Raw genomic sequence first — 15,317 nt, 5'->3', positions numbered from 1 at the left:
GTGCCTATAATCGCCGCACCGTGCCATAACGAAACACAAGGAGGTAAAAAATGGTTATCCAAGCGTGTCCGATGTTCTCGGCTCGCCTGTTCGGCACATTCGCGTGCTCTTGCCTGCATACCATCGCGCTGCGATAGCGGGTTCGAGCAAAGCCGACTCCCTTCCATACCGAGACCTTTCTCGACTCTGCCGTTGTCGCCAGCGCTCCTGATGACAGGGATCTTTGATCCCGCGATTTAAGAGAGCAAGAGCATGACAACCCTGATGAGTACCCATTCCCTGCAGATGAGTGCAGGGCACCTTCCGTTATTTGACCACCTCGAACTCGGCATTCGCGCAGGCGACCGACTCGGCCTGATTGGCGCCAACGGCTGCGGCAAGAGCACATTGTTGGCGCTGCTGGCGGGCGAGCGCACGCCCCAGGCCGGCCGGGTCGTGCAGGCTGCCGCCTGCCGCTGCGAGTTCGTGGCCCAACAACTGCCAGCCAGACTTTCAACCCTCAGCACCCGCGCCGTGCTGCTGGATGCGCTGGGCAACGACCCGAGCGCCGAGTGGCAGGTGGACAAGTTGCTGGCCGAGCTGCAGCTGGAGGCCCAGGCCACGCTGCCGGTCAGTGCGCTGAGCGGCGGCCAGCACAGCCGGCTGCAGATAGGGCGCGCCCTGCTGCGCCAACCCAACCTGCTGCTGCTCGATGAGCCCAGCAACCACCTGGACTTGCCCGCCCTGCTCTGGCTCGAGCAGTTTCTGCTGGGCTGGCGCGGTGCCTTCGTGCTGGTTTCCCACGACGCTCGCCTGCTGGACAGCGTCACCGAGCAGACCCTGATCCTGCGAGACGGCCAGCTGCACCGCTTCGCCCTGCCCTGCAGCCAGGCCCGGGCGACGCTGGCCGCCGAGGATGAGCAGGCCCGCCTGCGCCGGGCCGACGAGCAAAAAGAGATAGACCGCCTGAGCGCCAGCAGCAAACGCCTCGCCATCTGGGGGCGGGAGCATGACAACGAGAAGCTGGTACGCCAGGCCAAGTCCATGGAAAAACGCATCGCCCGCCTGCAGGAGGAGCAGAGCCAGGTCGCGGCACTGGCCCCCTGGCGACTCGAGCTGCGCGGACTGAGCCTGCCCGCCGACACCCTGCTGCGGCTGGAGGCCCTCGACGTGGCGCCGGCGCCATCATTGCCGCCGCTGCTGCGGGCCGAGGAACTCTGGCTGCGGGCGGGGGACAGGGTCGCCCTGCTCGGAGCCAACGGCACCGGCAAGTCCTCCCTGCTGCGCCAGTGCTGGCGCGAGCTGGCCGCGCAGAGCCCGCAGGCGGGCTGGTACTGTCACCCCGGCGCCAGCATCGCCTATTACGATCAGTCCCTGCAGCAGCTGGCGGACGACGCTACCCTGAGCGACGCCCTCTACCCGCTGTCCCCTCTGCCGGAGACGACCCGGCGTCAGGCGCTGATTCGGGCGGGTTTCCCCTATGCCCGCCACGGTCAGCAGGTGCACACCTTGAGCGGGGGGGAGCGGGCACGACTGCTGTTTCTCGCCCTGTCCCTCGGCAGCCACCACATGCTCTGGCTCGACGAGCCCACCAACCACCTGGATCTGGCGGGCAAGGAGGAGCTGGCCGAGGCCATTGCCACCTTCCCGGGGGGCGTGCTGCTGGTCTCCCACGACCGGGAGCTGATCGAGCGCAGCTGCAACCGCTTCTGGCTGATAAAGGATGGGCGCATCCAGGAGGCTCACAGTGCCGAGCGCGCCTATGCCGAGCTGTTTGGCAACCCCCCCTCGCCGGCAGCAGACAAGACAAGCCTGGCAGACCCCGCCATGGGGCTGGCCCCAGCCGGCCCGACACATGACGAAGAGGCACTGCTGGCACGCTGGTATGAGCTTGATGCCCTGCTCGCCGCCGATCTGGCCCGCAAGCCCAGGCACCAGACCCCGCGCCTGCAGCAGCAGTGGCGTGACGAGCTGGCGCGCCTTGCCGACCTGCTCGGCTTTGCCTGACGCCAGCCAGCATCATCCATCCTTTATCACTCAACTCACGCGGCCAACTCAGGTTGGCTGCAAGGAGCCACCATGACAGCAACACAACAACCCCACATCAGGCTGGATCCGGTCAGCGACGCCGATCTGCCCCACATCTACCGCGGCCTCTCCGATCCGCGGGTCGTCGCCTACTACGGCGTCAGCTACGACAGCCTGACGGCGTGCCAGGCCCAGATGGATTGGTATGCCGAGCTGACCCGCACCGGCCGCGGCGCCTGGCACCTCATTCGTGACCACCACACGGGCGAACCGCTCGGCGCCATCGGCTACAACGATGCCGACCCTGAGCACCGGCGGGCCGAGCTGGGCTACTGGCTCTATCCCGAGCATTGGGGCAAGGGGGTGATGAGTGCGGCGCTGCAACTGTGGCTGCCGCTCACTTACCGCACCACAGCGCTGCACCGGCTGCTGGCGGTGGTGGAGGAGCCCAACCGCCCCTCCGCTCGCCTGCTGGAGCGGGCTGGTTTTCACTACGAGGGCACCGCGCGGGAGTGCGAACGCAAGGGGGATGGTTTCATCTCCCTGCGCCACTACGCCATCTTGCGCAGCGACCTGTCCGCCAGCCGCTGACAGGCAGCAAAAAGCCCCGCACTGCGGGGCTTTTTTCGGGTTACTTGATGGCGCAGACACGATCATCTGGCGCCGAGCAGCGACCTCTGCGTCGCCATAACGAGAAACAGCCATACCCCAGACTGAGCACGACGGCATAGAGCACCTGGGAAGCGAGCGCCACCAGCACCAGGGCGCAGAGCAGTACGCTTATCCCCGCCAGCCCCTTGCCCACCCCGCCGAGCAGACGCCAGCCCGCCGCCATGCAGAGCAGGTAGACCAGCACGAAGTTGCCGTTGGCGTAGCGGATCAGCTCATCGAGCGGCAACCGCAACCAGATGATGAGGGTGATGCAGAGCAGGCAGATAAGCAGTACCAGACCGAGCGCCCGCAGCGGCGCGCCGCGAGCGGTAAGCACCGCCAGCGAGGGGGGCAGCTTGCCTTCGCGTGCCATGCTCCAGATAAGCCGGGCAAAGCCCTGAATGTAGATGTTGATGCTGGCAAAGCAGGAGAGGTAGCCGAGCACCGCCACCAGCCACTTGGCGGTTGGGCCGAACAGCAGGGAGAGCAGGGCCGGAATGGCGGTGGCGTTGGTCGCCTCATCGCCGTAGAGGCCATATTTGAGCACCACCAGCGAGTGTACCCAGTAGATGAGCCCCGCCAGCAACACCCCACCGAGCAGGGCCAGCGGATAGTCCCGCTCCGGTCGCTTGAACTCCTCCCCCATGTGGGCGAAGGCCTCGAGCCCCACGAAACACCAGAACATCACCGCCAGCGCGGTGGCCATAGCAGGCCACTCCTCCGTCGTCGGCAGCGGCCGGGCGGCGTCGCGCCAGCTGATATCCCCCTTGAACCAGATAAGCAGGGTCAGCCCCAAAATGGCGAGCGCGATCAGCAGTTGCAGGTTGCCGGAGGAGCGCGCTCCGCGCAGCCCCAGCAGAAAGACCCCGAGCAGGGTGAGCAGCTGGATGGCCCACAGAGTCCACTCCCCCAGATCGAACAGGGCGTGCCAGAAGCCGGCGGCGATCATCAGGGCGGCGGGCAGGCCCACCGGCAACACCGCCAGAAAGAGGAAAGCGGAGAAGCGTTCGGCGCCGTTGCCAAAGGCGAGGCCAATCAGGTGCGGAGCGCCGCCGGCGTGGGGATAACGACGGCCGAGGCGGGCAAAGGTAAAAGCAATCGGCAGAACCAGCGCAATCAGCAGCAACCAGGCCCACAGCGAGGCCCCACCTGCCAGCGAGGCGGCGGTAGCCGGCACCACGAAGATCCCGGTGCCGAGCAGGGAGGTGGCGAGCAGCCCCATCCCCTGCCAGAGCCCGAGATCCTTTTTCAACCCAGACATATCCTTTTGTCCTGTCTAGAAGAACATCCCGCCATGTTAGGCCTGCCCCGCCCCTTTGTTAAGCGTGGCGGCGAGAATATGCCCGGTTTTATGCAAGGCCGTATCCCTGGACAGCGGCCATAAAAAAAGCCGCCTCTTGCGAGGCGGCGTCTTCATTCAAGCGGGTAACCGGAGTTATCAGGCAATCAGCTTGTAGATGATACCGGACATGGCGATCAGGCCGATGATGGTCACGAAGCCGTTGCTGATGTTGCCAGCGTATTTGCGCATGGCCGGCACCTTGGTGATGGCGTACATCGGCATCAGGAACAGCAGCATGGCAATGATGGGGCCGCCCAGGTCTTCAATCATGCCGAGGATGCTCGGGTTGATGGTGGCGATGGCCCAGGTGGTCAGGATCATGAACACGGCAGTGACTTTGTTCAGTTGCTTGGTGTCAACGTTCTTGCCCTTCTCGCGCAGCGCCTTGGCCATCAGGCCGTTCATGCCCTCTTGCGCACCCAGGTAGTGACCCAGGAAGGATTTGCTGATGGCAACCATGGCGATCAGCGGAGCCACGGTGGCGATGACCGGGTTGTCGAAGTGGTTGGCCAGGTAGGACAGGATGGAGATGTTCTGTTCCTTGGCAGCAGCCAGGTCAGCCGGAGAGAGGCTCAGTACGCAGCTGAATACGAAGAACATAACGGTCATCACCATCATGACGTGGGCGCCCAGCAGGATGTTGCTGCACTTCTTCTCGGCACCTTCACCGTAACGACCCTTGTTGTCCACCGCGAAGGAGGAGATGATCGGGGAGTGGTTGAAGGAGAACACCATGACCGGGATGGCCAGCCACAGGGTCTTGATGAAATCGCCGTTGAAGGCATCACCCAGCGCCGGGGCTTCGGTGATGATGGCACCATTCCAGTGCGGGATCAGGTAGAGCGCCAGGCCCATCAGGGTGATCACGAACGGGAATACCAGCACGCTCATCGCTTTGACGATGACCTGGCCGCCCAGACGAACAACCGCCATCAGACCCAGGATCAGCGCCAGTGACAGCACGGCACGGGGAGGTGCAGTCATGCCCAGCTGGTGAACAATCAGGCTCTCGACTGTGTTGGTGATGGCGACCGAGTACATCAGCACGATCGGGTAGATGGCAAAGAAGTAGAGCAGGGTGATGAACTTGCCTGCGGTCTTGCCGAAGTGCTCTTCCACCACTTCGGTGATGTCGCCGTCACGGGTGGAGCCGGACAGCACGAAGCGGGTCAGGCCACGGTGGGCGAAGAAGGTCAGCGGCAGGGCCAGGATCAGCATGGCAACCAGCGGCCACAGGCCACCTACACCGGCGTTGATCGGCAGGAAGAGCACACCGGCACCGATGGCGGTACCGTACAGACCCAGCATCCAGACCACATCGGCCTTGTTGATGCCACGGGAAGACGCATTACTGGCTAAGTTGCCTTCTACTGCAATGTTCATGTCAGACATAGGGGTGTTCCTGTCATCAAGGAAAATAGAAAATATCTAGTCAACCGGGCGCGATGCCCTGTCCCATTTCCCTGGAACGCTTGCAGTCCATCCCTGTTTTATTCTCATTCCCATCGCTCCGGCAAACTGGTCATCACTCCATGTAACAACCAAATTGCAACAAACAGACCGGTGGGGAGTGGGCCCGAGGGCCGCAAACGCGTCAGTTTTTACAACTCACTAACACGCCTTTGTTTCGATGAGCTGACTCTAATTAAATCCCCTTAGCGATCACAGTGTTTTTTTGAATTAATCAACCAAAGTTTGATTGGAATCGCCTTTCTGGCGTCAGAGATCACGTTTCGAGCCCAATTTTGTGAACAGCCGTTAACAAATAGCGGTAGTTTCACCCGTATCTATATCCTTATGGGTACAACAATTTCGCTACATGTGTCTGTTTGTTGGCCACGTTGTGCCTTGCCCCGCCCTGGCGTACCCTGTTGTTCAACATTTTTCCGCTGAATTAATATGGCCATCACCCGTACCGACCTCGCCGAACTGGCGGTGTTTGCCGCCGTCGCCCGTCACCAGAGCTTCAGCAAGGCCGCCCTCGAACTCGGGGTCTCGGCATCCGCCTTGAGCCACAGCCTGAAAGGGCTGGAGACCCGGCTGGGGGTACGGCTGCTCAACCGCAGCACCCGCGCCGTGGTGCCCACCGAGGCGGGCCAGCGGCTGCTGACCCGGCTGCTGCCAACCCTGAACCATCTGGAGAGCGCACTGGGCGAGTTGACCCGTCACAGCGACGAGCCGGTGGGACGGCTGAAGATCTGCGCACCGCGCGGGGCCATCGACGACCTGCTGGCCCCGGTGTTGATCGATTACCTGGTGCTCTACCCGCGCATGCAGGTAGAAGTGGTGGAACAGGAGCTGATGCCGCGCCTCATCGAAGATGGCTATGACGCCGCTATCTTCTACGGCGATCTGCTGCCCAAGGAGATGATCGGAGTACCGCTCGGGCCGCCCCAGCGCTATCTGGTGGTGGCCTCCCCCGCCTATCTGGCCGAACACGGCACCCCGCAACACCCTCGCGAGCTGTCGCGCCACGCCTGCATCGGCTACCGGCTCACCCCCTCTCATCACTACCGCTGGGCCTTCGCCGGGGAGGAGGGATCCCTGCTGGAGATAGAGGTGACGGGTCCGCTCACCACCAGCACGCCGGCCCTCTATCTGGGGGCTGCCGAGGCGGGGCTGGGGCTGGCCTACTGTCTGGAAGAGGAGGTGAGCCAAAAAGTAGCCCAGGGGAAACTGCTCACCGTGCTGGAGCCTTGGTGCCCCACCTTTGCCGGTTTTTATCTCTTCTATCCCAGCCGGCATCAGCTGGGCAGCGGCTTGCGGGCTCTCATCGACATGCTGAAAGCCCACTATCAACCGACCAATTACTGAATATTGCTCATCAATCCTTCAAGTAGAACCCGGATTATCGCAAAAACAATATTAATCTAGACTGTCTGCTCGATAATCGAACTCCCCAAGAGAACAGATATGTCTGCCTATTTCACTCTGCGCCAGCGGGCGATGACCCGCCGTTTCTGGGGCTATGCCCTCCCCTCCGTCATGGCCATGCTGGTATCCGGCGCCTACTACCTGGTCGATGGCATCTTCGTCGGCCACTACGTGGGGGCCGCCGGCCTCGCCGGCATCAACCTGGTCTACCCGGTCATCATGGTGCTGATCGGCCTTGCCGCCATGATCAGCATGGGGGCGGCCACCGCCATCTCCTTCCAGCAGGGCGCCAGGAACACCGGGCTGGCCCGCCAGGCGCTGGTCAATGCGCTCTGGTTGCTGGCGGGGCTGGGCACGGTGGCGCCGCTGCTGCTGCACTACTGGCACATCGACATCCTGCTGGCACTGGGCATCGAGCAGGGCACCGACACCTGGCAACAGGCCAGCGACTACCTCTACTGGATCGGCGGCGGTACCCTGCTGCTGGCCTGCAACCTGGCGGTGCCCTATCTGCTGCGCAACGACGGCCGGCCGCGGCTCGCCATGCTGCTGGTCAGCGGCGGCGCCATCCTCAACATCATCCTCAACTACATCATGGTGGGCCGGCTGGGGCTGGGGCTCATCGGTACGGCTCAGGCCACCCTCATCTCGGAAGGGGTGGTCAGCCTGCTGGGCCTGGGTTACTTCTTTACCCGTCACGCCAGATTGCGACTGGAATGGCGCCAGCTGATGCCCAGCTTGCCGGCCATGCCCAACCTGCTGTTCACCGGTCTGCCGAGCCTGATCGCCCAATTCAACCTTGGCCTGCTGCTGATGCTGCACAACAGCCAGCTGATGGTGCACGGCTCGGTCAAGGATCTGGCGGGCTTCACCGTGGCCGGCTACACAGAGGCGGTGTTCATCGTCATCTTGCAGGGGCTGGCCTTTGGCATCCAGCCGCTGGTCAGTCAGGCGGCCGGCGCCAGGCGCCATCGCGATCTCAAGTTCCTGATGGAGATGGGGCTCAAGATCACGCTCGTCTACGGTCTGGCGGTCTGGCTGCTGATCCAGTTGCTGCCGCGCCAGGTAGCCATGCTCTACACCGGCGATCAGGATGGCGAGCTGCTCGCGGCCGCCATCAGCAGCCTGACCCTCAATCTCGGCGCCATTCCGCTGGAGGGGATCATCATGTTCGGCATCGTGCTGCTGCAATCCATGGCGCGCACCCGTCAGGCGCTGTTCATCTCCATCGCCAAGACCCTGCTGCTGCTGCCGCTGATCTTCATGCTGCCGCTCTGGTGGGGCCGCGACGGCGTGCTGCTGGCCCAGCCCACCACTGTGCTGCTGCTGACCCTGCCGCTGTGCTGGTTGCTGTGGCGCGAGTGGCACCAGCTCAAGCTGGCCTGCGCCCCGCACACCAGGCGCTCGCCCAAGGCGCTTGCCCGTCAGCAGGTCACGCTGGCACGGCGCGCAGGTTGATGCGCGGCTAACCCAGCCGGCTGGCGCAGGTGCGGATCTCGGGCTCGACCAGTGCCTGCTGGGCGGCCACCAGCTGCAGCTCGTAGGCGCCCGCCAGCCAGGTCTGGGCCAGCACCATGTCCACGCTGGCATTGGTGCGCTCGAACGCCGCCACCGGCGTGAAGCCCGCCAGCAGGTTGGCCAGCATGGTGGCGCTCAGCAGATCCCCCACCCCGATGGGCTGACGTTGAAACTCATAGAGGGGGCGCGAGATATGAAACGCCCCCTCTTCGCACACCAGCAGCATTTCGAACCGGTCCAGGCTCAAGCCGGCGCGGCCCAGATGCTTGACCATCACCAGCTCGACGCCCCCCTCACGCAGTTGCTGGCAAGCCGCCAGCGCCTCGCTCAGGTTGTGGATCTCGCGGCCGGTGAGCTGCTCCAGCTCCAGCAGATTGGGGGCCAGCAGGTCGGCGCAGGCCAGCGCCCGGTTTTTCAGAAAATCGGCGACGCCGGGCGCGACGATACACCCCTTGTCGGGATGCCCCATCACGGGGTCGCAAAAATAGCGGGCATGCGGATTGAGCGCCTTGAGGTGGGCCACCGCCGCCAGGATCTCCTCCCCCTGCTCGGCCGAGCCGAGATAACCGCTCAAGATCGCATCGCACTGCCCCAGTACGCCGATGTCAGCCAGCCCCGCCATCAGCTGGCGAATATGGCCGTTTGGCATCACCATCCCCTGCCAGCCTGCGCTGTACTGGGTATGGTTGGAAAATTGCACCGTGTTGACGGGCCACACCTCCAGCCCCATGCGACGCATGGGAAACACGGCGGCGCTGTTGCCGGCGCAGCCGAACACCACGTGGGACTGGATGGAGAGAACTCGTTTCATGCTGACTCGCAAAAAAATGGATGAACCCAGATGGGAAAAACGGGCCTTGCGGCCCGTTGTTGTCACTCTCGCTTAGCGCAGCACCTTGACGGTGTAGCTGCCATCGGCCTGACGATAGAGGCCGTGGATGTCGGTCTCGAAGCCCGGGTAGTGGGCCCCGATCTCACACAGCATCTCGAGGAACTCGAGCACCGGCAGGGAATCCTGGGTCACCATCTCGCCCGGCAGTACCAGCGGTACTCCCGGCGGGTACGGCAGGATCATGTTGGCGCTGATGCGGTCCACCATGTCGCGCAGCGGCACTTCCACCACGTTGCCGGCCAGCTCCTGCTGCCAGGCTGCGTGCGGGGTCATCTTCATCTCCGGCAGCACGTCGAACGCCTTGAACATCAGCTCCGGCAGGCGGTACTTGCTGGTCAGCTCGTGAATGCGCTGGGCCAGCTCCTGGATGCGCATGCCTTCGTAGAAGCTCGGGTCTTCGCGATAGAGGCTCGGCAGTATGCTCTTGATGGTCAGGTTCAGGTCGTAACCGCGCTTGAACTCGGTCAGGGCGCGCAGCAGCTGCATCGCCTTGGACTGATCGATCCCGATGGAGAACAGGAACAGCAGGTTGTAGGGGCCGGTCTTCTCCACCACGATGCCGCGCTCGTCCAGGAACTTGGAAACCAGCGAGGCCGGGATGCCCTTCTCCAGCAGCTGACCATTGCGGCCCATGCCCGGGGTCAGCAGGGTCACCTTGATGGGATCCAGGTACATGTGGTTGTCGTCGATGTCCTTGAAGCCGTGCCAGTCATCTTTCGGATCCAGCTTCCAGCACTCGACGGTGTCGATGTCATCCGGCTGCCATACGTCGAAGAACCAGCCTTCGCTCTGCTCGCGCAGACGCTTGATCTCTTTGCGGAAGGAAATGGCGCGATCGATGGAGTCCTTGATCAGCCGCTTGCCGGTGTTGCCACGCATCATGGCGGCGGAGATCTCGGTCGAAGCCACGATGCCGTACTGCGGCGAGGTGGAGGTGTGCATCATGAAGGCTTCGTTGAAGGTCTCTTCCTCCACGTCGCCCTTGATGTGGATCATCGAGGCCTGGGAGAAGGCCGCCAGCAGCTTGTGGGTGGACTGGGTTTCGTAGAACACCTTGCCCGGCATGGCTTCGCCGCTCATGCCGCACTTGCCTTCGTAGATCGGGCTGAAGTTGGTGTAGGGCACCCAGGCACTGTCGAAGTGGATGTAAGGGGTGTCCAGCGCCTCCTTGATGAAGCCGGTGTTGTAGAGCAGGCCGTCATAGGTGGAGTTGGTGATCACGGCGTAGCGCGGCGCCTGGGCACCCGGGGTGGCGGCGACCTTGGCGGCGATGGTCTCACGGCTGAATTCGCTCTGCGGGATGCCGCCCAGAATGCCGTAGGCGTTGCGGGTCGGGCGGAAGTAGAGCGGGGTCACGTCGTTCATCATCATCAGGTGAGTGAGCGACTTGTGGCAGTTGCGGTCCACCAGCACTGTGCTGCCGGCCGGCGCCGAGTACATGCCGACGATCTTGTTGGCGGTGGAGGTGCCGTTGGTGACGATGTAGGAGCGATCGGCGTTGAAGGTACGGGCGATGTACTCTTCGGCTTCCTTGTGCGGACCTGAGTGATCCAGCAGGGAGCCCAGCTCCGGCATGGAGATGGAGACGTCGGCCTTGAACGCGTTCGGGCCGTAGAAGTCATAGAAGATGCTGCCGGCCGGGCTCATCTGGAAAGCGGTACCGCCCATGTGACCCGGAGTACAGAAGGTGTACTTGCCCTCTTCCACGTACTTGAACAGCGCCTTGGTGAACGGCGGCAGGATGGCGTCCTGATACTCCTGAGTGGCCTGACCCATCTTGAGGGCGATGTCGTCAGCCATGCCGAGACGGTACTCGAAGAAGTGCACGTTCAGGCGCAGGTCGGTCAGGTGAATGTCCAGGGTGGACTGGTCGTTGGCGAAGGCGAAGATCGGCAGCTTCTCGTTGCGATCGTGGATCTCCTTGCACAGACCCAGGGAGTATTTGTCCCAGTCGAAGATGGCGCCGCAGACGCGGGGGTTCTTCTCGATGAGTTTGAGCAAGTCGGCCACATCGACCGGATAGACGACCTCGAAACCCTTGCGCTCGAGGGAGGCTTGCAGCTGGCGAATGGGTTCTTCTTTAAAGAAAACGCCGAGGTGGTTGAGGATGGCAATGATGTTCATCTTGATGCTCCACACGTAAGAGGGCGCTCTCCATCAGGGATGGTGAGTGAAGAGCGCTCGGAAGATAAAAGGGGAAATCAGTTGCTGGGCTGTTCGCTCAGCAAGGCATCGTGCTGACGCAGGCCCAGTTTTTTGGCGTAGAACATCAGGATGATGAGCGACACCACGAAGGTTGCTGTGAGGTTGGAACCCTTGGCCCCCATCAGGGCAATCAGGCAGAAGACGCAGGCCACACCGGAGAAGATCATGGCGCCGATGCTGCGGGAGGTCATGCCCTCGAAGCGAATGAGGTTAATGCTGGAGTAGAAGTAGGGCAGCATGGTCAGCAGCACCGCATCTGTGGTCAGCACGTTGAAGAGGTCGGCCGCGTGGGCGGACTGGGAGGTGAAGGCGGTCAGGCCGATCATCAGCGCAGTCATCTTGAGGGAGCCCAGGATCAGACCCTTCTTGGCCACGCCGTTCTTGTCCACTTCGCCGTAGATTTTCGGGAAGTTGCCGTCGTGGGCGGCGCGCTTGCCCGCCTCGCCCACCAGCATCATCCAGGAGCCCAGCGAGGTGAAGCAGGCCAGGGCGGTGAAGGCGGAGACGAACGGCGCGGACCAGTTGCCGAAGATGACGGAGGAGGCCATGGCAAACGGCGCACCGGAAGCCGCCACCTCACCGGCCGGGAACATGCCGCTGATCACCTGAGTGGAGAGGATGTAGATGACCCCCGCGATACCTGTGCCCAACATGGTGGCGAGCGGTACGGTGCGCTTGGGATTTTTCACCATGCCGGAGGAGACGGCGGCAGACTCTACCCCCACGAAGGACCAGAGGCAGATCAGCACGGCGCTGATGACCGCATGCAGGTCGCTGCCGCTGGTGGTGTTCCAGTTCTGGCTGTAGACGGCGGCATCAAAATGACCCCAACCCACCAGGGCGGTACCCACCACCGGCAGCAGGATCAGCACCAGACCCAGGGTACAGAGCCGGCTCACCCAGCTGCCGCCAAGCAGGTTGACCAGGGTGAAGATCCAGACGGCGGCGATGGTGGCCGCGGCGGCCGGGATCGGGCTGTTGAGGATCGGGAAGAAGACGGAGAGGTAGGAGACGCCGGTGATGGCGATGGCCAGGTTGCCGATCCAGTTGGCATGGTAGTAGAGCACACCGGTCTGGAAGCCGAACACCGGAGAGATCTCGCCGGCGTAGGCGATGGGGCCGCCCTCCTGCGGGTTCTTGGTGGCGAGGCGCGCGAACACGAAGGCCAGCCCCATGGCGCCGACTAGGCAGATTGCCCAGCTGAACACAGAGATGGAACCTATGGTGGCCAGGGCCGAGGGCAGCAGCGCGATACCGCTCCCCATCATGTTGCCGGCCACTACACCTGTACAGGCGACAAGGCCGATCTTCTTGCTCGTATCTAGGGACATAAAATCTCCGGGTCGATATTAAGGCATCAAACACACGCTTGGCGGAGCCTTCCGCCAATCAATGGCCACAGACTAGGCCTCTGCGCCCCGGAAAACATAAAGTCCCGCTAAGGGATAAAAACATGAGCAAACTTTTTCAGCCCGCCCGTCAAATCTGATAAAAACATAGTTAAAACAGCAGGTTGACTGAAGGCATCGCACGCATCTTGATAAAACCTTGATATCCGTCGCCCCCCTTGATGAGACCACCCGGTGCCACCCGAACCACCTTGATATTTTTCTGATGACCCGCTGCGGTACAGCTGGGCCAACAACCCCCTCTCCCCCGAACTGCATATGCCAAAGCGACCCCCTTTTCCCCTCACCGCCCTTCATTGCACCGCTCGCTTTGCACGACCCGAGATCACCCAGGCCGGCATAACAGCCTCCCACACACCAAACGGACGAGGTGATGACCCGGAGCGATATCGACAAAGGCGGCCAGGTCGCCGGGCGGCGGTCACGGCTGTCGGCATCGACAGGCTGCAGCTGCAAATGGCGGCCGGGGCTTCATCAGCAGAGGATGGAACAGGGGGATGGCGCCACCACAGGCCTGCCATGGCCAGTCGTTGCTGCGGGCAAGGGATAGGGATAGGGATAGGGATAGGGATAGGGATAGGGATAGGGATAGGGATAGGGATAGGGATAGGGATAGGGATAGGGATAGGGATAGGGATAGGGATAGGGATAGGGATAGGGATAGGGATAGGGATAGGGATAGGGATAGGGATAGGGATAGGGATAGAAGAGCAAGCCCGAGTGCCTATGGCAAGGCAAGAAACACGCAGGCCGCCCGTGGGCGGCCTGCGATCGGCGGGGCAGAGCGCGGCCGGCGCCGCTCAGAACAGCTTGACCTTGCTCTGGCCCAGGGCGTTGAACAGCGCCGGGGTGAGGGTCTCCATGTTGCTGTAGAAGCCGAGCTGCTGGCAGAGCAGGTAGGTCTGCTCGGTCGCCTCCATCAGGAAGGCCTGGCTGTAGGCATCCCCCGCCGCTTCCGGGTGACCATCCAGCTCCGCCAGCTTGCCGCGCAGTATGTGATAGAGCACAGAGCGGCCCCGGCTGCCGGCCTCGCCCAGCAGACGGTTGGCCTCCTGCTGCTGGCCGCCCAGAATGGCCTGCAGGGTCAGCGCTTCCCACACCCGAGCCGGCTGCAGCGGCTGGTTCTGAACCACCCGGGCCAGGTGAGCACCAATCTGCTGCAACCGGTCGCTCTGGGGGGTGCCCGTCAGGGTTGCCAGCGCCTCCCCGGCCAGATAGCGCTCCGCCAGCAGCAGCGGCTGATCCGGCTGGCTGGTCAGCGACTTGTCGAGCAGCTCGACGCCGCGCTTGAGGGCCACCGGATCCTGGCTGTTGATGTAGTAGTGCGCCTCCATCATGGCCATCAATGCGCCGTCATCGGTGGGCCAGCCCATGCCAGGCTGCGCGTCAGGCTGATTGAGGGCGCTCAGCAGATCCCGGCTGCTCGCCTGCAGCACCCCGTGCACGTTGTGGCGGCTGAGCTGGTACTGGTGGCTGAACAGCACCCGGTTGGTGTTGATGTTGCGATACTCCAGATCGAGATAGGTGCCCCCCGGCTGGCGGGAGACCCGTACGCTCAACTCCTTGCCGGGCAGGATGCCCCCCATCAGGGTGTTGGCGCCGTACTGCACCCGCAGCGGCGTAGCGGCGGCCACCTCCCCCATCAGGGCGCGGGTGATACCGTCGGCGAGGCGCACGTTCTCGTTGCTGCCATCCATGCCGGAGTGAAAGCGAAACACCAGCAGCTCGGGATCCAGCATGGAGTGCACCTGGGGGCTGGTGTGCTGATAGCTGAGCAGGCTGACCAGGGCGACCAGGATCGCCACCACGAAGATATCGAAGCCCACCAGCTTCCAGCGACTGCCCCCCTCCCTGGCATGGGTGGTGACGGCGCGGGTCAGCGGGCCGGCCGGGAAGGGGGTGACGTTGGCCTGCTCCTCCTCTTCATCGAGGTCTGGCATCGCGAACGGCGGCCGGGGGGCACTCACGCTCTCCTGCTCGCCTGCCATCACCACCGAGACCACCTGCTGCGGTCGCACCGGCGCCACCAGCTTGTAGCCGCGCTTGGGCACTGTGACTATGTAGTCGGCGGCGTCGTTGCGGCCATCCTTGAGGATCTTGCGCAGCTCGAAAATGGATTGGGTGACCACCTGATCGGTCACCTCGGCGCCGTCCCAGACCTCGTTGATCAGGCAGTCGCGCCCGAACACGGTACCGGCGTTGCTCGCCAGGAAGCGCAACAGATTGACCAGCCGGGGCTCGAGGTAGACCTCGCGGTCGGGGCGACAGAGCATGTTGTCGTCGACGCTCAGGGTCCAGTCGTGGATCTCAAAAACCGATTCGCTCATGATTCACTCGCTGCAGATGGAGACGATGCAAGATGAGAGTGACGTAACACCGGGCGGCTGAACGGGCAGCAGGGCGCTGCAAAAGGCAGTGC

General features: G+C 63.1%; 11 protein-coding genes. 4 read left to right on the top strand and 7 right to left on the bottom strand.

Annotation, left to right across the window (positions count from 1 at the left end):
• The first annotated feature begins 252 nt into the window (after positions 1-252).
• The gene (locus tag PG897_RS06500) at positions 253-1,986 is read left to right on the top strand and encodes an ABC-F family ATP-binding cassette domain-containing protein (protein WP_043170797.1); all 1,734 of its coding nucleotides are present in this window, start codon (positions 253-255) and stop codon (positions 1,984-1,986) included.
• Between the two features lie 72 nt (positions 1,987-2,058).
• Positions 2,059-2,598 carry a GNAT family N-acetyltransferase gene (locus PG897_RS06495; protein ID WP_043170798.1) on the top strand — a complete coding sequence of 180 codons (540 nt, stop codon included), beginning with the start codon at positions 2,059-2,061 and terminating at the stop codon, positions 2,596-2,598.
• Positions 2,599-2,638: 40 nt separating this feature from the next.
• On the opposite strand, the gene yjeH is transcribed toward PG897_RS06495, so the two are convergent.
• The gene (yjeH, locus tag PG897_RS06490; RefSeq protein WP_117404546.1) at positions 2,639-3,919 is read right to left on the bottom strand and encodes an L-methionine/branched-chain amino acid transporter; all 1,281 of its coding nucleotides are present in this window, start codon (positions 3,917-3,919) and stop codon (positions 2,639-2,641) included.
• 177 nt (positions 3,920-4,096) lie between these two features.
• Positions 4,097-5,392 (bottom strand): HAAAP family serine/threonine permease, encoded by a 1,296-nt coding sequence (locus tag PG897_RS06485; protein ID WP_005303413.1) that lies wholly within the window; start codon positions 5,390-5,392, stop codon positions 4,097-4,099.
• A gap of 507 nt (positions 5,393-5,899) precedes the next feature.
• Between PG897_RS06485 and PG897_RS06480 the strand changes: the two genes are divergently transcribed.
• Both PG897_RS06480 and PG897_RS06475 read left to right on the top strand, forming a co-directional pair.
• Positions 5,900-6,814, top strand: a complete 915-nt coding sequence (locus PG897_RS06480; protein ID WP_226014334.1) for a LysR family transcriptional regulator — start codon at positions 5,900-5,902, stop codon at positions 6,812-6,814.
• A gap of 99 nt (positions 6,815-6,913) precedes the next feature.
• Complete coding sequence (locus PG897_RS06475) at positions 6,914-8,332, top strand: MATE family efflux transporter (protein ID WP_017784017.1); 1,419 nt, start codon at positions 6,914-6,916, stop codon at positions 8,330-8,332.
• Between the two features lie 7 nt (positions 8,333-8,339).
• Here PG897_RS06475 and pdxY read toward each other — a convergent pair whose 3' ends face one another.
• The 5 genes from pdxY to cadC form a co-directional block, all read right to left on the bottom strand.
• Positions 8,340-9,203: a pyridoxal kinase PdxY gene (gene pdxY / locus PG897_RS06470; RefSeq protein ID WP_117404558.1), complete on the bottom strand. Its 864-nt coding sequence runs from the start codon at positions 9,201-9,203 to the stop codon at positions 8,340-8,342.
• 72 nt (positions 9,204-9,275) lie between these two features.
• Positions 9,276-11,408 (bottom strand): lysine decarboxylase CadA, encoded by a 2,133-nt coding sequence (locus PG897_RS06465; protein ID WP_201885080.1) that lies wholly within the window; start codon positions 11,406-11,408, stop codon positions 9,276-9,278.
• Between the two features lie 77 nt (positions 11,409-11,485).
• Positions 11,486-12,820, bottom strand: a complete 1,335-nt coding sequence (cadB, locus tag PG897_RS06460) for a cadaverine/lysine antiporter (RefSeq protein WP_005303424.1) — start codon at positions 12,818-12,820, stop codon at positions 11,486-11,488.
• Positions 12,821-13,372: 552 nt separating this feature from the next.
• Positions 13,373-13,612 carry a hypothetical protein gene (locus PG897_RS06455; RefSeq protein ID WP_270828791.1) on the bottom strand — a complete coding sequence of 80 codons (240 nt, stop codon included), beginning with the start codon at positions 13,610-13,612 and terminating at the stop codon, positions 13,373-13,375.
• Between the two features lie 86 nt (positions 13,613-13,698).
• Positions 13,699-15,225: a lysine decarboxylation/transport transcriptional activator CadC gene (gene cadC, locus PG897_RS06450; protein WP_043171947.1), complete on the bottom strand. Its 1,527-nt coding sequence runs from the start codon at positions 15,223-15,225 to the stop codon at positions 13,699-13,701.
• Positions 15,226-15,317: the final 92 nt, after the last annotated feature.

The organism is Aeromonas sp. QDB20 (assembly GCF_027707805.1).
GTDB lineage: Bacteria > Pseudomonadota > Gammaproteobacteria > Enterobacterales > Aeromonadaceae > Aeromonas > Aeromonas dhakensis.
Note: the sequence above shows the minus strand (reverse complement) of the source record. Positions and strands in the feature narration are given on the sequence as shown.